13 protein-coding genes are annotated in these 19267 nt (G+C 64.3%); 5 read left to right on the forward strand and 8 right to left on the reverse strand.

Annotated elements, in window-relative coordinates:
• Positions 1–101: 101 nt before the first annotated feature.
• From E2K99_RS23845 to E2K99_RS23860, 4 genes are all read right to left on the reverse strand, one after another.
• Positions 102–1190 carry an ABC transporter ATP-binding protein gene (locus E2K99_RS23845; RefSeq protein ID WP_134223807.1) on the reverse strand — a complete coding sequence of 363 codons (1089 nt, stop codon included), beginning with the start codon at positions 1188–1190 and terminating at the stop codon, positions 102–104.
• Between the two features lie 73 nt (positions 1191–1263).
• The gene (locus E2K99_RS23850; protein WP_121041041.1) at positions 1264–3075 is read right to left on the reverse strand and encodes an ABC transporter permease; all 1812 of its coding nucleotides are present in this window, start codon (positions 3073–3075) and stop codon (positions 1264–1266) included.
• 193 nt (positions 3076–3268) lie between these two features.
• Positions 3269–4375 carry an ABC transporter substrate-binding protein gene (locus tag E2K99_RS23855; RefSeq protein WP_134223808.1) on the reverse strand — a complete coding sequence of 369 codons (1107 nt, stop codon included), beginning with the start codon at positions 4373–4375 and terminating at the stop codon, positions 3269–3271.
• A gap of 79 nt (positions 4376–4454) precedes the next feature.
• Positions 4455–5435, reverse strand: coding sequence for a tripartite tricarboxylate transporter substrate binding protein (locus E2K99_RS23860; RefSeq protein ID WP_039783125.1), 981 nt, complete (start codon positions 5433–5435; stop codon positions 4455–4457).
• A gap of 282 nt (positions 5436–5717) precedes the next feature.
• Between E2K99_RS23860 and E2K99_RS23865 the strand changes: the two genes are divergently transcribed.
• Together E2K99_RS23865 and E2K99_RS23870 are read left to right on the forward strand one after the other, a co-directional pair.
• The gene (locus tag E2K99_RS23865; RefSeq protein WP_034331694.1) at positions 5718–6392 is read left to right on the forward strand and encodes a response regulator; all 675 of its coding nucleotides are present in this window, start codon (positions 5718–5720) and stop codon (positions 6390–6392) included.
• Complete coding sequence (locus E2K99_RS23870; protein WP_134223809.1) at positions 6392–7849, forward strand: sensor histidine kinase; 1458 nt, start codon at positions 6392–6394, stop codon at positions 7847–7849. The genes E2K99_RS23865 and E2K99_RS23870 overlap by 1 nt, the downstream gene beginning before the upstream one ends.
• Positions 7850–7863: 14 nt before the next feature.
• Here the strand turns inward: E2K99_RS23870 and E2K99_RS23875 are convergent, their stop codons facing one another.
• From E2K99_RS23875 to E2K99_RS23890, 4 genes are all read right to left on the reverse strand, one after another.
• Positions 7864–9624, reverse strand: coding sequence for a methyl-accepting chemotaxis protein (locus E2K99_RS23875; RefSeq protein ID WP_134223810.1), 1761 nt, complete (start codon positions 9622–9624; stop codon positions 7864–7866).
• 200 nt (positions 9625–9824) lie between these two features.
• Complete coding sequence (locus E2K99_RS23880; RefSeq protein WP_134223811.1) at positions 9825–11585, reverse strand: methyl-accepting chemotaxis protein; 1761 nt, start codon at positions 11583–11585, stop codon at positions 9825–9827.
• Positions 11586–11825: 240 nt separating this feature from the next.
• On the reverse strand, positions 11826–13454 hold the full coding sequence (locus tag E2K99_RS23885) for an HAL/PAL/TAL family ammonia-lyase (RefSeq protein ID WP_134223812.1): 1629 nt from the start codon (positions 13452–13454) through the stop codon (positions 11826–11828).
• 39 nt (positions 13455–13493) lie between these two features.
• Entirely contained in the window at positions 13494–14747 is a 1254-nt protein-coding gene (locus E2K99_RS23890) for an allantoate amidohydrolase (protein WP_134223813.1), read from the reverse strand.
• Between the two features lie 166 nt (positions 14748–14913).
• Here E2K99_RS23890 and E2K99_RS23895 point away from each other — a divergent pair, with 166 nt between their 5' ends.
• From E2K99_RS23895 to E2K99_RS23905, 3 genes are all read left to right on the forward strand, one after another.
• Positions 14914–16245: a C4-dicarboxylate transporter DctA gene (locus E2K99_RS23895; protein ID WP_134223814.1), complete on the forward strand. Its 1332-nt coding sequence runs from the start codon at positions 14914–14916 to the stop codon at positions 16243–16245.
• 107 nt (positions 16246–16352) lie between these two features.
• On the forward strand, positions 16353–17045 hold the full coding sequence (locus tag E2K99_RS23900; RefSeq protein ID WP_039784781.1) for a GntR family transcriptional regulator: 693 nt from the start codon (positions 16353–16355) through the stop codon (positions 17043–17045).
• A 297-nt stretch (positions 17046–17342) separates the two neighbouring features.
• Positions 17343–19139, forward strand: a complete 1797-nt coding sequence (locus tag E2K99_RS23905) for a methyl-accepting chemotaxis protein (RefSeq protein WP_134223815.1) — start codon at positions 17343–17345, stop codon at positions 19137–19139.
• The last annotated feature ends 128 nt before the right edge of the window (positions 19140–19267 follow it).

Raw genomic sequence — 19267 nt, forward strand, 5'->3', positions numbered from 1 at the left:
GATAGCCTTGCTCGCTGGTTTTCATCGATGCGATGAACCGTCAAAAAACTAAGTTTTTCCGAACGGGAAACTTAGACATTCCGTTCGGCCACCTTAGTTTTTCAGAATGCCCACAAGGCCTGTTCCGGCAGCGACAGCCAGTATTCGCCCTGGTCCAGGCGCTGCGGTGCATAAGCACGCAGGCCGACCGAACCGGCCGGTCCGCCCTCGACCTTGAACAGGCATTCCCAGCGGTCGCCCAGGTACATGCAGGTCGAGAGCGGCAGGCGAATCGCATTGCCGGTCTGCTCACCCGCGATGCGCACCTGCTCGACCCGGATGATGCCGGTGAGCTGCTCGCCGGGCTTGGCATCCTCGCGTCCGCGCAGAGTCGCCACCGCCGTGCCGCCATCCAGCTTGACGGTCACGCGGTCGCCCTCGCGGCTGACCACCTCGGCCGCCAGCTTGTTGTTGCTGCCCATGAATTCGGCGGTGAACAGGGTATTGGGGGTCTGGTACATGCTCTGCGGCGTGCCCTGCTGTTCGATGCGGCCATTGTTGAGCAGCAGGATGCGGTCGGAGATGGCCATGGCCTCGCCCTGGTCGTGGGTCACCATCAGCGCCGACAGGCCCAGGCGCACGATCAGTTCACGCAGGAAGGCGCGTGCTTCCTCGCGCAGCTTGGCGTCGAGGTTGGAGAGCGGTTCGTCCAGCAGGATCACCTGCGGGTTGTAGACCAGCGCACGGGCGATGGCCACGCGCTGCTGCTGGCCGCCGGACAGCTGGTGCGGAAAGCGTTCGCCCAGATGGCCCAGGCCCAGCTGGGACAGCACTTCCTTGACGCGCTTGGCGATCTCGGCCGAGGGCGTCTTGCGCAGCTTGAGGCCATAGGCGACGTTGTCGGCCACGGTCTTGTGCGGCCACAGCGCATAGGACTGGAACACCAGGCCCAGGTTGCGTTCTTCGGCCGGCATCTCGAAGTTGCGTGCGCCATCAAAAACGCGGCGGGTGCCGATGTCGATGGTGCCGGCCTTGGGCGATTCCAGCCCGGCCACGGCGCGCAGCAGCGTGGTCTTGCCGCTGCCGGAGGGACCCAGCAGCGCCACCACTTCGCCGCGCTGCAGTTGCATGGAAACACCCTTCAGGATGGGGTTGGCGGAGGCGCCGGTACCATAGTCCAGGTGCAGGTCGTTGACGGAAAGTTCGGTCATGATGATTCCTCAGGATGCTCTTGCTGTATCGGGAGGCCGGCACCCTTGGTACCGGCCGTGCTATCGGTGCAGGTCAGTCGTGCAGCTTGACGCCGAAGCGCAGCGCAATGCCCAGGCCCACGGCCACCAGCGTGATGTTGATGAAGGACAGTGCAGCCACCAGTTCCACTGCGCCGGCGGCCCACATGGAGACGATCATCGAGCCGATCACCTCGGTACCGGGCGAGAGCAGGTAGACACCGGTGGAGTACTCGCGCTCGAAGATCAGGAACACCATCAGCCAGGCGCCCACCAGGCCATAGCGCACCAGCGGAATGGTGACGTCACGCGTGACGCGGGAGCGCGAGGCACCGACCGCGCGGGCGGCTTCTTCCAGTTCCGGGCCGACTTGCAGCAGGGCGGTGTTGATCAGGCGCAGGCCGTAGGCCATCCACACCACCGAGTACGCCAGCCAGACCGAGAAGATGGTCGAACGCAGGCCGCGCAGGGCGGGGATGAAGCTGTCGACCAGCCACAGGGCGATAGGGTTGTCGATGCCCTTCAAGGCCGAGTCCAGCAGCGAGGGCACGAACAGGAACACCCACAGGAAGGACAGGCCGGCCAGCAGGCCCGGCACCGCACGCGGGACCAGCACGCTGTAGTCGAGGAAGCGGGTCACGCCATCCTGCTTGCGGTGCATGGCCAGGGCGATGGCGGTATAGCAGGCCACGGCCAGGGCGCCGCCGATCACGCCGATCAGCACCGTGTTGATGATGCCGCGCACCAGCGAGGGTTGATCCCACACGTTGAGCAGATTCTCGAAGGTCAGCACGTCCAGCAGGTTGACGCCATCGCCCCAGTGCGAGACGAAGGTGCGCAGGCCGATGCCCGAGAGCGGGATGATGACCGTGAACAGCAGCCAGCCGGCGATCAGAGTGAACGCCACCCAGCGCCACTTGCCCAGCGGCAGCGCCTTCTGGCGCGCGCCCTTGCCCTTGATGGCGACGAACTTGTTGGCCGAGCGCAGCAGCCAGCGCTGCAGCATCACCAGCGGCATGGTCACCGCCACCAGGCACACGGCCACCGCCGCCATCAGGTGATACGAAGGCGTACCCAGTTTGTTGGTGAGCTTGTAGAGATAGGTCGGCAGCACCAGGTGGCCTTCCGGATCGCCCAGCACCAGTACCAGGCCGAACACTTCAAAGCCGAGGAAGAACACCAGCACGCCGGAGTAGGCCAGTGCCGGGGTAATCATCGGCAGCGAGACGTTGAGCGCGACCTGCAGCGGCGAGGCACCGGCCACGCGGGCCGCTTCTTCCACATCCGAACCCAGGCTGCGCAGGGCGGCCGAGGCATACAGGTAGACGTGCGGCACGTGGGTCAGGCCGGCGATGATGACGATGCTGGTGAAGGAATAGATGTTCCACGGATCGCCCTCGAAACCGAACACCGACAGCAGGTTCTTGACCCACACCGTGTAGAAGCCGACCGGTCCCATCGAGACCACGTAGCCGAAGCCGATCACCATGGGTGAGACGAAGATCGGCACCATCAGCGCGGGAGCGATGAAGCTGCGGCCCGGCAGGTCGGTACGCACCATCAGGAAGGCCAGCATGCCGCCCAGCGGGACGGCGATCAGCGCCAGGCCGGTGGCCAGCGTGAGGCCATTGACGAAGGCCTGGCGGAAGTCCGGGTCATCGAAGATGAAGCGGTAGGAATCGAAGGTCAGCGTCTTGACCGGCGCGAAGAAGGGGGCCGACAGGAAGCTTTGATAGAAGATCAGCAGCAGCGGCACGAAGATGGCCAGGGCTGCCAGCAGCACGACCAGGCCGCGCGGCCAGTTCAGCCGGAAACGGCGGGTCGGCAGGGCTGGCTCGCTGCGCGGTAGCGTTGTGGTGGTTTGCATGGTGCGCCTCATGAGTGGGCAGATGGATCAGGACAGGCAGGGAAGCGGCCAGGGCCGCGCTCCGAAACAACGAACTTGCGCGGTGATGACAAACATCCCGTTCGGACTGAGTAGACCCGCAGGGTCGTATCGAAGGCGTGACGCCCTTGGCACTGCGGACTACCCGGCCCGTGACAGGATGAATCTAAAAAATTTACTTCTTGGTGGCTTCCTTCCACTGCTTCAGGAAGTCCAGGCGCTTCTTCTGATCCAGGTATTCCAGCAGTTCGGTGGAGACCGGCATGGGCTTGAGCGACGCTCCCAGCTGCTTGGTCAGTTCGGCCGAGGTGGTGGCACCGGTGACGTCGCCACGGATGGCGAACAGCTGCGCATCATTGGCGATGATGGTCTGGCCGCGCTTGGAGAGGATGTAGTCCACCCACAGCTTGGCGGCATTGAGGTTCTTGCCGGCCTTGTTGATGAAGATCACGCGCGAGAGCACCAGGTTGTAATCCTTGGTGAAGGCCACGCCGATGGACGGGTCCTTCTTGGCGCGCACCAGGGCGTAGGGGCCGAGGATGTTGTAGCCGATCAGGTTTTCACCCGAGGAGATGCGCTCGAGCATGGTGCCGGTCGAGGATTGCACGCGCGCAGCCACGCCGCCCATGGCTTTGGCGAAGTCCCAGAAATGCGGGTTGTGCTTCAGGTCATAGGTCATCAGGCTGAAACCGACGCCGGACTTCTCGATGTCGTAGGTGGTGACCTTGTTCTTGAACTTGTCCTGCTTGCTGACCAGGAGTTTGGTGAACTCGTCGTGGGTGGTCGGCACTTCGGCCTCGGTCACCAGGCGCTTGTTGTAGACAATGGCAGCCGGCTCGAAGGTGGTGCCGTAGGCAGTGTCCTTCCAGTTCGCCCAGGCCGGCACGGCGGCGGCTTCCGGTGACTTGTAGGCCACCGCATAGCCTTCGGAGGCCAGCTTGACCTGCAGGTCCATGGAGGAGGACCACATCACGTCAGCCGTGGCGCCACCGGCGGCCGCTTCGGAGATGAAGCGGTTGTAGGCTTCGGTAGAGTTCATGTCGTTGTACTCGACCTTCACGCCCGGATAGAGCGCACCGAAATCCTTGATCAGCGCTTCGGCCGCCTTGGAATCGGTGGTGCTGTAGATCACGACCTTGCCTTCCTTCTTGGCGCCTTCGATGACCTTGGCGTAATCGGCGGGATAGCCGGCGGGGGTGTCGGCATGGGCCACACCGCTGAAAGTGACGGGCAAAGCGAGGGCCAGGCCGAGCGCAATGCTCAGGCGACGTTTGTGCAACATGGATTCTCCTTGATGATGAAACGGGCCTTGCGCCGGCCCGGCTGCAGAGCACGCCTGACGGCGTGTGCAACCTGGCTGATCAGCGCACCAGGCCCAACTCCTGGGACTGCCTGCGATAACGCGCAACGGTCTGCGCGATGTAATCCGAGAGCGGCTTGCCGGTCATGGCAAAGGGTTGCAAGCCACCGATACTGCGCTGGCGATCGAATTCGGGATCGGCCAGTACCCGGTCGAAATACCGGACCCAGCGCCGGTAATCCGCTTCCGGCGCATGCGGGCTCATGTAGAAGCCGCGAATGATCGGCCACACCACCTCGTAACCCTGTTCGCGTGCGGTCGGTATTGCCTGCAGCGGGCCCGGCAGGCGTTGCTCGGACAGCACCGCCAGGATGCGCACCTTGCCGTCGGCCATGAAGTAGGCGGCTTCCGAGGTATCGCCCGAAATCACCTGCACGTGCCCGGCCTGCAAGGCGGCAAACGAATCACCGCCGCCTTCCAGCGCCACGAAGCGGAACTGCCTCGGCGTAAAACCGGCTTGCTGCGCCAGCAGCGCCATCTTCAGCCAGTCCTGACTGCCCACGGTCCCGGACAAACCCACGGTGACCGCCGACGGATCCTTGCGGATCGCTTCCAGCAACTGCTTCAGGTTGCGCCACGGCGCATCGCTACGTACCGCGATCATGCCGTGATCGATGCCGATCCCGGCCACCCAGCGCACGTCGCCCACATCGGCGGGGCCATACTTGCCTTGCGCCAGGCTGAGCAGCGAGCCGCCCGAAAACGCCACCAGCGTCTCCGGCCCACCGCGCCGCTGCGAGACCACCGAACTCCAGGCCACGGCCCCGATGCCGCCGGGCAAATACGCCACCTTGAAATCCTGCTTGCCGCCCTCTTCCTGCATGGCCTGGCGCAACAGCTTGCACGAGGCGTCCATGCCGCCGCCCGGCTTGGCCGGGACGATGCACTCGGCCGCCAGCGCGCACGGCATCGCACAGGCCAGCAGACAGGCGGCCAGCAAGCGAACACAGTGGTGCCAACGATGCGAGCGGTCCGCCTTCATGGCGGTCAGCAGCAGAAACGGGAGGCGGGAAGAACGGTACGGACGGGTCCGGACCCAAGGGTGGTCATGATGTGTCTCCGGCTTGGATTTTTTGATATGGGCGCATCGTACAAGAAAAGCCTTTCAGCCGGCTTTCAGCGAAGCTGTCAGTGTGGGATCGACGCTACGCAGTTTCCACAATGGCCGGAAGAGGACATTTCAAAGGCGGCGGCCCATCTGTTAGCATCCGCGCTGGAGACAAGCCGTACCGCAACGTACAAGTAAAAGTAAAAGGGCCGCCGCATGCGCATCCTGCTGGTCGAAGACCATATCGAACTTTCCCGCTGGCTGTCCAAGGCCCTGCGCGACGCCCACCTGACGGTGGAGTGCGCGCACAACGGTGCCGACGCCGACAGCCTGCTGCTCACGCAAGACTATGCGCTGGTGATCCTCGACCTGACCCTGCCGCGCATGGATGGACTGGAAGTCCTCAAACGCATGCGTGCGCGCGGCAGCCGCACGCCGGTGCTGATCCTGACCGCACGCGGCGGCCTGGCTGACCGCGTCAGCGGCCTCAACCTGGGGGCCGATGACTATCTGGCCAAACCCTTCGAGCTGGAAGAACTGGAAGCGCGCGTGAAAGCCCTGCTGCGCCGCTCGCAGAGCCAGGAAGCGGTGACCGTGGCCTGTGGTGCGCTGTGCTTCGATACGGTGTCGCGCACCTTCACCTATCACGGCGAACTGCTGGCACTGACCCCGCGCGAACACGCGGTGCTGGAAGTGCTGATCATGCGCCAGGGCCATACGGTCCCGAAGGACAAATTGTTCCAGCAGGTCTTTTCGCTGGATGACAATGCCAGCGTGGACGCCATCGAGATCTACATCCACCGCCTGCGCAAGAAGCTGGAACACGAGGGCGCCGGCCGCGTCGGCATCACCACCCTGCGCGGCCTGGGCTACCTGCTGCAGGCCGCGTAATGGCGCAGGCCACCCGCCGACTGGGCAACCTGCGCAGCCAGCTGGTGCGCTGGCTGCTGATTCCGTTGACGCTGCTGGTGGCTCTCGATGCAGTCTCGGTCTACTACAACGCGCTGGAAGTAGCCGATCTGGCCTACGACCGTTCGCTGCTGGCCTCCACCCGTGCGCTGGCCGAACGGGTCTCCATCGTCAATGGCCATGTCACGGCCGACGTGCCCTACGTGGCGCTGGACAGCTTCGAGACCGATACCCTGGGCCGCATCTACTACAAGGTCACGGGCCTGAAAGGGGAACTGGTGTCCGGCTACGAAGACCTGCCGCCGGTCCCTGCCAACGTCAAGCGCTCGGAAGTCTATCCGGCCCTGGTGCGCTTCTACCAGGCCGACTATCACAACCAGCCCATCCGCATCGCCGCACTGCTGCAGCCGGTGTATGACGACAGCATGCGCGGCATCGCCCTGATCCAGGTCGGCGAAACCATGGAGGGCCGCAACGGCATGACGCGCAAGATCCTGTTCGACACGCTGTGGCGCCAGGGCACGCTGGTGACCGTGGCGGCGCTGCTGGTGTGGTTTGCGGTGCGCTTCGTGCTGCGCCCGGTGATGCAGCTCAAGGGCGAGGTGGAGTCGCGTGCGCCGACCGACCTGTCCGGTTTTGATCCGGCCCTGGTACACAAGGAAATGCGCCCGCTGGTGCAGGCCATGAATGGCTACATGGGCCGGTTGCAGGCCCTCATCAGTGCGCAGCGGCGCTTCATCGCCGATGCCTCGCACCAGTTGCGTACGCCGCTGACGGTATTGAAGACCCAATCCGAACTGACCCTGCGCGAACTGCGCCGCACGCGGCTCGACCCGGCCGAGCTGCGCGAGCTGGTGGAGGGCATGGCGCGCACCACCGATTCCGCCGTACATCTGGCCAATCGCCTGCTGACCCTGGCGCGCGCCGAACATGGCGCGGCCGGAGGCGGCACCATGCGCGTCTCGCTCACCGATGCCGCACGGCAGGTCGCGCTGGAGTTATCGCAGCAGGCGGTGGCGCGGCGCATCGGGCTGGCCTTCGAGGAAGAGGGCGACGTCGGCATCGAAGCCAATGCCCTGCTGCTGCATGAACTGATGGTGAATCTGCTGGACAATGCGATCCGCTATACGCCCATCGGCGGCCAGGTCACTTTGCGCGTGCGCGCCATGCGCCGTCCGGGGCAGCCGACTGCGGCCCTGCTGGAGGTGGAAGACAACGGCCCCGGCATCGCCGAGGCCGAGCGCGCAAAAGTGTTCGAACCCTTCTATCGTGCCGGGGCCACCCAGCACGTCAACCCGGGGGGTACCGGGCTGGGGCTGGCCATCGTGCGCGAGATCGCCGCCATGCACAGGGCCAGCGTCACGCTGGATGCCCCGGCACAAGGCAGCGGGCTGGTGGTGCGCATCGCGTTTCCGGGTGTGGTCGAGCTGCGCGCCTGATCGCCAGAGTTAGTTCAGAATTGTTCCCAATCCCCGTCACCGGCCGGCGGTGCCTTGCTGCTGGCCTTGGCAATGGCGGCGTTGGCGGCCGTCTTGGCCGGCAAGGCGGGGACCACGACGGCTGGCGCGGGCGGTGCGGCGGCGGGCTTCTGTGCCGCTGGCTTGGGAGCGGCGGGCTTGCTGGCCACCGGCTTGGCGTAGGCAGTCGCAGCCCCCACCGCCGCATGCTGGCTATCCAGCCGGAAGATGCTGACCGTCTCTGACAGGCGGTGCGATTGCTCCTGCAGGGATTGCGCAGCGGCCGCCGCTTCCTCGACCAGCGCGGCATTCTGCTGCGTGACTTCATCCATCTGCGCGATGGCGCGGTTGATCTGCTCGATGCCGGCGCTCTGCTCGTTGCTGGCGGCCGAGATCTCGCCGACCACGTCGGTGACGCGCCTGACGCTGGCCACCACTTCGCTCATGGTGCTGCCGGCCTGCTCCACCAGGCGGCTGCCGTTGTCTACCCGCGTCACCGAATCATCGATGAGGGCCTTGATCTCCTTGGCGGCCGATGCGCTGCGCTGGGCCAGGGTGCGCACTTCGGAGGCCACCACCGCGAAGCCGCGTCCCTGCTCGCCGGCACGGGCGGCTTCCACCGCCGCGTTCAGCGCCAGGATGTTGGTCTGGAAGGCGATGCCGTCAATGACGCTGATGATGTCGACGATCTTGCGGGAGGCATCATTGATCTCTCCCATGGTCTGCACCACCTGCCCCACCACGCTGCCGCCCTGCACCGCCACTTCGGAGGCGGTGGCGGCCAGGGTGTTGGCCTGGCGGGCGTTGTCGGCATTCTGCTTGACGGTGGAAGTCAGCTCTTCCATGGCCGAGGCGGTCTCTTCCAGCGAGCCGGCCTGCTCTTCGGTGCGCGAGGACAGGTCCAGGTTGCCGCTGGCGATTTCCTTCGACGCGGTGGTGATGGCATCGGTCCCCTGGCGGACCTGGGTGACGATGCGGTGCAGGTTCTCGTTCATGGACTTCAGTGAGGCCAGCAGGGTGCCGGTCTCATCCTTGGTGGTGGCCTCGATGCGCACCGTCAGGTCGCCCTGCGCCACCGCACCGGCGATGCTGACGGCCTGGTTGAGCGGACCCGTGATGGAGCGCGTGACCAGCCAGGCGGCAGCGACGCAGATCAGGATGGCCGCACCCGAGAGCAGCAGCATCAGGCTGGTGGCGGAACTGGCGGTCTGTTTGCCCTGGACCACGCTCTCGTCCATCATGGTCTTCTGGTAGGCCACGAAGTCATCGAGCGCCTTGAGGTACTTGTCCTGGACGGGCACGACTTCCTTGAAGAGCAATTCGGTGCCCTCTTCCTTCTTGTTCTGCTTGATCAGTTCCCGCAGCTTGTCACGCGAGGGCGTGTAGGCATTGCGGGCATCCATGACCATCTTGAGCATGTCCTTGTCGCGCGGGCTGGTAAGCAGTTTCTCGATCTGCGCCAGCGCCTTGCCGGTCTTGGCGCTGAAGGACTGTCCCTGTTCAATGTACTTCGCCGATTCCTCGGGCGTGCGGCCGAGCAAGGCATCGCGCAGGCTGCGTACGGCACCATTGACGTTGTCACTGATGTCACTGGCCAGGGCGATCTTCTGGTAACGGTCCTCAACGATCTCGGCGGTGGACTTCTCGACCCGGTTCAGGCTCTTGAGCGCGATCCCCGTGATCACGCACATCACCCCGATGAGCACGGCGAAGCAGACGGCCAGCCGGACGCTGATCCTGATATCTTTGATGTTCATACTTACCCCCTTGTTGGCTGTGAAGACATGCATGTCTTTCTGTCAGCAAATTGTTGGCGGAATGCAACGCCGCACTGGATCGCCTGACGCATGAAAAAAGCGCCGGACAGCAGATGCTGAACGGCGCTTTTGGCCAATACTTGAGAAAACAGGGTGAGGTCCGGAAGACGGACTTGGCCCCTGAGCCTGCGATAGTTAGTTCAGAATTGTTCCCAATCCCCGTCATCGGCCGCCATGGCCTTGCCGCCGGCCTTGGCGCTGGCTGGCGCGGCCGGTTTCGCGGGCAGGGCCTTGGGCGTCGGCACGGGTGCTGCCACAGCGGCTTTGGCCGGTGCGGCCGGCGCGGCGGCCACCGGCTTGCTGCTGGCCTTGGGCGGCACCGGCTTGCGCGCGGGCTGCGCACGCGGCGTCTCATGGTTGCTGAGCTTGAAGATGCTCACCGTTTCCACCAGGCGGCCCGACTGTTCCTGCAAGGACTGGGCGGCGGCGGCGGCCTGTTCCACCAGGGCGGCATTTTGCTGGGTCACTTCGTCCATCTGCACGATGGCGTGATTGATCTGCTCGATGCCGTCGCTCTGTTCGTTGCTCGCCGCCGAGATCTCGGCCACCACGTCAGTAACGCGGCGCACGCTGGCCACCACTTCGCTCATGGTGGCACCGGCCTGTTCCACCAGGCGGCTGCCGTTATCCACGCGACTGACCGAATCATCGATGAGGGCCTTGATCTCCTTGGCCGCGGACGCACTGCGCTGGGCCAAGGTACGGACTTCGGAAGCCACCACCGCAAAGCCGCGTCCCTGCTCACCGGCACGGGCCGCTTCCACGGCGGCGTTCAGGGCCAGGATGTTGGTCTGGAAGGCGATGCCATCGATGACGCTGATGATGTCGACAATCTTGCGCGAGGCTTCGTTGATCTCGCCCATGGTCTGCACCACCTGCCCCACCACGCTGCCGCCCTGCACTGCCACGTCGGAGGCGGTCGCGGCCAGGCTGTTGGCCTGGCGGGCGTTGTCGGCATTCTGCTTGACGGTGGAGGTCAGTTCTTCCATCGCCGAGGCGGTCTCTTCCAGCGCCCCGGCCTGTTCTTCGGTGCGGGACGACAGGTCCAGGTTGCCGCTGGCGATTTCGGAGGAGGCGGTATTGATGGTGTCACTGCCGGTCCGTACTTCGCTGACGATGCGGTGCAGGTTCTGGTTCATGGCCTTGAGCGAAGCCAGCAGCTTGCCGGTTTCGTCCCGGGTGGTCTCGCCGATCTGTACCGTCAGGTCGCCTTGCGCCACGGCGCTGGCCACGTCCACCGCTTCATTGAGCGGCCGCGTGATGGAACGCGTGACCCACCAGGCTGCCAGCACGCACAGCAGAATGGCCACGGCCGACAGTTCCAGCATCAGGGCGATGGCCGAATCGCTGGTCTGCTGGCCTTCAGCCACGCTTTCATCCATCAGCGTTCTCTGGAAGGCGACGAAGTCGTTGAGGACGTCGAAGTAGCGGTCCTGCTTGGGAATGACTTCATTGAAGAGCACTTCGGTGGCCTCTTCCTTCTTCTGCTGAAGGATCAGCTCACGCAGTTTGTCGCGCGACGTGCTGTAGGCGGCACGCGCGTCCTGGATGGCCTTGAACAATTCCTTGCCGCGCGGCGTGCTGATCAGTTTTTCGATCTGGTTCATGGACTCGGTGGTCTTGGCGCTGTTGGCCGCACCGCGGTCGAGATAGCGCTTGGCCTCTTCTGGGTTGCGTCCCAGCATGGCATTGCGCAGGTTGCGCGCGGCCGAATTGACGTTCTCGCGGATCTCCATCACCAACGCGATCTTCACGTAGCGGTCCTCGACGACAATGCGCGAAGCCTTGCTGATGCTGTGCAGGCTCTGCATTCCTACGCCCGCGATCAGGCACATGACCGCGACCAGGATGCCGAAGCAGGCCGCCAGTCGTGCGCTGATCTTGATGTTCTTGATGTTCATTCGTGTTCCTCGATGGAGTGTGAGAGTGCTGGTGAGCGCAGTCTGGCTGCGGGCGCGTCATCCAGCCATCAGGGATATCCTGATGCGCGCAGACAACACGCAACATGTGATTGCCGCAAGGCAATCCCATTGGCGCTGCCCCCAAATGAAAAAAGCTGCCGTTCAATCTTCTTGAACGTCAGCTTTTTGTCAGACTTGAGCCTGCGGGGTCAAATTCTCACGGCTCGGCTCGCATTTCCGTCACACGAACGCCCCGATGGCCGAGATCACCGCCTCCCGCACCGACCCGCTCACCACGAAGCCATGCGCGGCCTGCACGTCGTCGTGGAACCAGCGATCGCCCTCCAGACACGCAGGAATCTGGCGGCGGATCTCGTCATAGGCCGCCTGCGTACCCTGCCCCAGCTTGAAGTCCTTGAGCAAGTCCTCGGTCATGGTCAGCGCCTGCGCCGCCAGCAACATTTCCACGCCGACGATGTATTGCGTGTTCTGCACCACCGTCATCGCCTTGCGGGCGCACCAGGTCGAGTTGGAGATGTGGTCCTCGCTGTTGCCCTTGGAGGGGATGCTGTCGACGCTGCCGGGCATGCACAGGGTGCGGTTTTCCATCACCAGCGAACTCATGGAACATTGCACCACCGGATAGCCCGTGTTGACGCCGCGCACGCCGCTCATCAGGTTGCGCGGCAATCCCCACGACAGGGTGGGGTCGATCAGGCGCGCGATACGGCGTTCGCAGATGCTGCCCAGGTCGGTAATCGCCATGGCCAGCAAGTCCATCGCCTGCGCCAGATACTGGCCATGGAAGTTGCCGCCGGAAATGATTTCGAAACCTTCGCCGTCTTCCTTGTTAAAGATCAGCGGATTGTCGGTAGCGGAGTTGGTCTCTTTCTCGATGATGGTATCGATATAGTCGAGTGCATCGAATACCGGACCATACACTTGCGGCGCGCAGCGCAGCGAATACACATCCTGAATGCGCGCGGTGTAGGGGATATCGTTGCGGCGCAATTCATCGGGCAATTGCACGGCGCGCGCTTCATGCGTGGTACGGGTAGAGCCCTTGAGCAGCGTGCGGATGACTTCTGCCGTCTTGATCTGGCCCGCATGCGGACGCGCCTGCTGGATACGCGGATCGAAGGCCGACATCTCGGCCCGCATCGCTTCCAGCGTCAGCCCCAACGACAGGCAGGCATCGGTCAGCAGATGGCGCGCATCGTGCGCGGCGAGGATGGCGACCGCCAGCGAGGCGGTACAGCCATTGATGAGGGCCGAGGCATCCTTGGCCTTAAGATCAAATTTGACCGAACCTATCCCGACCTGCTCGATGGCCTGCGTCGCACGCATGCGCTGGCCCTGATACATCACTTCGGCTTCATCAAACCCGGCAATGGCCGCCGCCAGGTAAGCCAGTGGCGCGAGATCGCCGGAAGCGCCGACCGATCCCTTCTGCGGCATGATCGGATGGATGCCGGCATTGATGAAGGCCAGCAGGCGATCCACCACTTCCACGCGCGGCGCGGAATAATTCGATGCAAACGCATTGGCCCGCAGCAGCATGGTGGCGCGGCTGACTTCTTCGGAGAAGGGTTCGCCGATGCCCGCGCTGTGCGCACGAATCAGCTGGGTCTGGAACAGCTCGATATGCTCGACCTTGATGCGCGTGTCCTTGAGCAAACCGACGCCGGTATTGAAGCTGTACATCATGGGTGCTTCATCGTGCATCCAGGTGCTTTCGATGTAGTCGCGGCTTTGCTTGAGGGCCGTTCGCGAAGACTCGGCGAGCGCGACTTTCAGGTGAGGGGCGCGGGCCACGCTGACGACTTGCGCAGCGGTGAGATTGAATCCGTCGATGGTGATGGTGGACATGGGGACTCCGTAATCCTTCATTGGAAAGCCTGAGCGCACTCAGGGCTGGAATTGTTCGACCAGATGGCTGAAGACCTGCGCAGCGATGCAGGCGTCCTCGGTGCTCATGGTCTCGTCGGGGTGATGGCTGATGCCGCCGTTGCCACAGCGCACGAACAGCATGGCCACCTCGCCCAGCGGTGCCATGGCCATGGCGTCGTGACCGGCCCCGGAAGGCAGGTGGCGCACCGGCCAGCCGGCCGTTTCGATGGCTCGCGCCAAGGCCGCCTGCAGGCGCGGCGCGCAGGGCACGCTGGCCGCCTCATGGGTCTGGCGCAAATCGATCCCGACCTGGCGCCGCGCGGCAATGCGCTCGATCTCGGCGCGCACGTCGGCTACCGCCGCCAGACGGTCCGCATCCTCCTCGGCGCGGATGTCGATGGAAAAACTGGCCAGCCCCGGCACCACATTGGCCGCGCCCTGCACCACCTCCAGGATGCCCATGGTGCCCACCAGCCCCGGCTTGATGCCGCAGCGCCGTTCGATGTAAAGCCCGATCTCGGCTGCTGCCATCGCCGCATCGCGACGCAAATGCATGGGCACCGTACCGGCATGCCCGGCCAAGCCGCGCACCTCGGCCATGAAGCGGCTGGCCCCCGAAATCGCGGTAACTACGCCCACCGGCAAACCCTCGTTGAGCAACAGCGGGCCCTGTTCGATGTGCACCTCCACAAACGCCGCCACGGAAGCGGGCGACCACGCATCCCCTGCAATCCCGGCCGGATCCAGTCCGGCAGCCCGGATCGCCTGGCGCATGCTGATGCCCTCGCCATCGACGTTCTCCAGCACGGCCTGGTCGAAGGTGCCGGCCACGGTGCGGCTGCCCAGCAGGGTGGCCTTGAAGCGCACACCCTCTTCCTCGGCAAAGCCGATCACCTCGATGGGAAACGCAAAACGCCTGCCCGCACGATGCCATTGGGCAATGCAGGCCAGCGGCAGCACGATGCCCAGGTTGCCGTCGTACTTGCCGGCATTGCGCACGGTATCGAAGTGCGAACCGGTCACCAGCGCCGGACGATGCTCATGTCCTGGCGCGGCCTCGTAGCGGCCGATCACGTTGCCGGCGTTGTCGCGCCGCACGCGCAGGCCGGATTGCTCCATCCAGCGCGTCAACTCGGCGGCGGCAGCCTGGTGCGTGGGGGTGAGATAGGTCCGGGTCAGCATGCCGGGGGCTTCACTGTGCTGCGCCAGCAGCTCGGCCCACTGCATCGCTTGCTGGCCGGCCTGCTGGCTGGACAGGTCCATGGCGTTCATCGCGTCTCCTCTGCTCGACCGGCTCCGGGATGGAGCGGGACTCGAAAATTTTCGTGTTTTTTATTGTATTCAAAAATTGTATGCAATATAGTGATCTCGCGCCACCGCGACAAAAAAGATCACCTGCGTTGGCAACATTTCAATAAAACAAGTCAAGGAGACAACGGTGAGCAAAGTATTCAAGTCCCTGTTCGGGCAGGTGGTGCTGGCGCTGGTGGCCGGCATCGTCATCGGCCTGCTGTGGCCGGACTTCGGCCAGAGCCTCAAACCGCTGGGCGACGGCTTCATCAAGCTGATCAAGATGATCATTCCGGTCATCGTCTTCTGCGTGGTGGTGCAAGGCATCTGCGGTGCCAGCGACCTGAAGAAGGTCGGCAGCGTGGGCGTCAAGGCCATCATCTATTTCGAAGTCGTGACCACCATCGCCCTGCTGCTGGGCCTGGTGCTGGCGCTGGTGGTCCACCCCGGCGCGGGCATGAACATCGATCCCAGCAACCTGGATGCCAGCAGCCTGTCGGGTTACATGGCCAATGCCGGCAAGGTCAAGGAGACCGGCTTTGCCGACTTCATCATGAAGCTGATCCCGGCCACCGCCGTGAGCGCCTTCACCTCCGGCGATGTGCTGCAGGTGCTGCTGATCTCGGTGACCTTCGGCTGTGCGCTGCTGCTGATCGGTGACAAGGGCGCACCGGTGGTGGCGCTGGTGTCGTCGCTGTCGGATGCCTTCTTCAAGTGCATGTCCTTCTTCATCCGCCTGGCGCCGCTGGGCGTGCTGGGGGCGATTGCCTTCACGGTCGGCAAGTACGGCATCGGCTCGCTCAAGCAGCTGGCACTGCTGGTGCTGCTGTTCTACGGCGCGGTGATCTTCTTCGTGCTGGTGGTGCTGGGCGGCATCCTGCGCGCCAGCGGGCTGTCCATCTTCAAGCTGATCCGCTACCTGCGCGAAGAGCTGGTGGTGGTGCTGGCCACCACCTCCTCGGACAGCGTGTTGCCGCAGATCATGAGGAAGCTGGAACACATGGGCATCAAGAAGTCCACCGTCGGCCTGGTGATCCCGACCGGCTATTCCTTCAACCTGGATGCCTTCTCGATCTACCTGACCATGGCCGCGCTGTTCATCGCCCAGGCCACCAACACGCACCTGTCCTGGGGTGACCTGGCGGCGATCCTGGCCATTGCCCTGGTGACCTCCAAGGGCGCGCACGGTGTGCCGGGCTCGGCCATCGTGATCCTGGCGGCCACGCTGACCACCATCCCGGCCATCCCGGTCGTGGGCCTGGTGCTGGTGCTGTCCATCGACTGGTTCATCGGCATCGCCCGTGCGCTGGGCAACCTGCTGGGCAATTGCGTGGCGACCGTGGTCATCGCCAGCTGGGAAAAGGATATCGACAAGCAACGTGCCCGCGCCGTGCTCAATGGCGAATACGTGACGCCGCTGGCCGAGGAACTGCCCGTCATCGACCTGCCGGGCGTGGCCGGCAACCCGGCCCGGGCCTGAGCCCGCCGATGGACGCAGGGGAAGCGGAATTGGCTGGCCATCGTTGCACTGGTTACAATGGAGCGCCGCCGCAGGGCGGCCTTCCCAGCCACTCGTCCCCCCCAGCCATGACCGCTTCCGTCCCTGCCCCCGCACCCGACAGCTCCGACGCCATCGCCAGCGACATCGCGGCCAATATCGCCGCGCAGCGCCTGCCGCCCGGTGCCAAGCTGCCCGAAGAAGCCTTGGCGCGGGTGTACCAGGTCAGCCGCACCAAGATCCGCGCGGCGCTGGTGATGCTGGCCAAGGACAAGCTGGTGGACCTGATCCCCGACAAGGGGGCCTTCGTCAGCAAACCCACGGTGGAGGAGACGCGCAACCTGTTCTTCGTGCGCCGGGCGCTGGAAGCGGCCATGGTGCGCCAGTTCGTGGCCTGCGCCACCGAAGCGGATTACGCCCGGCTGGAAGCGCACCTGGAACAGGAACGCCAGGCCGTCAAGGATGACAACATGCAGGTGCGCTCTTCCCTGCTGAGCGACTTCCACATCCTGCTGGCGCGCATCGTCGGCAACGACGTGCTGACCGACATCCTGGAAAAGCTGGCCGGCCGCAGCGCCCTCATCACCATGCTCTACCAGTCCACGCGCGATGCCGCCTGCTCCAGCGAGGAACATGGCGCCTTCATCGCGGCGGCGCGGGCGGGCGATGTCGAGAAGGCCGTCGAACTGATGGAGCACCACCTGCTGCATGTGGAGCAGGCACTGGCCTTTGAGCCCAAGTCCGGCCCGCGCAAGGATCTGCTGCGCGAACTGTTGTCATGAATTCGTCAGCCAGCGCTGAGCGGGGTTGAAAAACTTAGTAAAAATTCATTTCCATTCATATCAGTCCGCCTGCTGCAAGGGATAGCGGGCGGACTGACCGTACTCCGACTAAGTTTTTTTCATATCGCCCCGGAACCACCCGGGGGTCGGGCAAGCCCGCATCAGACGGTGAAATCCAGCTGTATTCCACGGTTACCGCCACGGCAGCGGGGTCCACACTCATGCACCGGTCCGGATGCCGTCCGTCAAGATTGAACAGGGCCTGGTTCACCAAAATAATGATTTCAGGGATTCCACATGCTCAACTCCATCAAAGCCCGCATCCTGTTCTATACGATTGCCCTGCTGGTCGCCAGCCTGGCGGTGGTCGGGACGGTGTCCTTCTTCATCATCCAGACGGACAACGACCGCGCCATCGAGCGCAACGCCCAGGCCGTGGCGACCGGTTTCGGTTCCACCATCAATGAATGGGTGGCGGCCCGCACCGCCATGACGGTAGCCGCCGCCGAAGGCGTGCAGGGGGCCGATCCGGTGTTCGTCATCAAGCTGCTGCAGAAGAGCGGCGGCTTCTACGTCACCACCCTAGGCCGCGAGGACAAGACCGCCTTCACCTCGGCTGCCGAAGGCTTGCCGGCCGGCTATGATCCGACCGCCCGCCCTTGGTACAAGCAGGCGGTGGCGGCCGGCAAGCCGGTGCTGACCAAGCCCTACACCGACGTCGCCACCAAGAAGCCGATGGTCTCCTTCACCGCGCCGGTGATGCAGAACGGCCAGCGCGTGGGCGTGGTGGCGGCCGCCATGTTCCTCGATGGCGTCTCCGAAGTGGTGCGCGCCATCCACCCGACCCCGGCCAGCTACGCCTTCCTGGTGGACCGTGACGGCCTGATGCTGGCGCACCCGGATGGCCAGTGGGTCAACAAGCCGGCCAAGGAGTGGAATGCCGAGCTGACCCCGGAACGCCTGCAGAGCCTGGCGGCCGATGACAAGGTCAGCGCGCTGCCACTGGATGGCGCGGCCAAGCTCATCAAGGGCATCCCCATCAAAGGCACCGAATGGACCCTGATGCTGGCCATGGACAAGGCCGACGTCACCGCCGGCATGCGCAATGCCACGCGCTCGGCGCTGATCGCGCTGGTGCTGGTGGCACTGGTGGCAGCGGGCATCATGAGCGTGATCACCACGGCGGTGTTCCAGCGCCTCTCGCGCGTGCGCCGGGCCATGGACAGCCTGTCTTCCGGCAACGGCGACCTGACCCTGCGCCTGGACGAAGACGGCAAGGATGAACTGACGCAGATCTCGCGCTCCTTCAACCAGTTCGTCAACCAGATCACCGGCATCCTGCAGGACGTGCGCCGCAGCAGCGATACCGTCAAGATTTCTTCCACCGAGATCGCCAGCGGCAACCAGGACCTGTCGGCCCGTACCGAGCAGCAGGCCGGTGCGCTGGAAGAAACCGCCTCGGCCATGGAGCAGCTGACCTCGACCGTGCAGCAGAACTCGGAAAGCGCGCGCCGCGCCAACGAACTGGCCGGCAATGCTTCCCGGATCGCTGCACAGGGCGGTGAAGTGGTCGGCAACGTGGTCTCGACCATGGAAGCCATCAATGCCTCCTCGCGCCAGATCGCCGACATCATCACGGTGATCGACGGCATCGCCTTCCAGACCAACATCCTGGCCCTGAACGCCGCCGTGGAAGCGGCCCGCGCCGGTGAGCAGGGACGTGGCTTCGCGGTGGTGGCTTCCGAAGTGCGTTCGCTGGCCCAGCGCAGCGCCCAGGCCGCCAAGGAGATCAAGCAGCTCATCGACAACTCGGTCTCCAAGGTGGCCGATGGCGGCGTGCTGGTGGCCCAGGCCGGGCAGACCATGGAACAGATCGTGGCCAGCATCCGTGACGTCAGCGTGATCGTCAGCGAAATCGCCCATGCCAGCAGCGAACAGAATGGCGGCATCCAGGAAGTGAACCTGGCCATCACGCATATCGACGAAGGCACGCAACAGAATGCAGCGCTGGTCGAACAGGCGGCGGCCGCTGCCAAGTCCTTGCAGGATGAGGCGCACCGGCTGTCGGTGCTGGTCGGCGGCTTCAAGATGTAGTGCAAGTCTCGTCACTCTGACGTGCCGACCTCGTCAGAATGACGAAAGCGCTGACACACCCCACGGCCGGCCCCGCGCGCAAGCGGGTCCGGCCGTTTGCGTTAAAATGGCCGACGCAGTCAGCCTCT

Origin of the sequence: Herbaspirillum huttiense, from assembly GCF_004367745.1 — a bacterium.
Lineage (GTDB): Bacteria > Pseudomonadota > Gammaproteobacteria > Burkholderiales > Burkholderiaceae_D > Herbaspirillum > Herbaspirillum huttiense.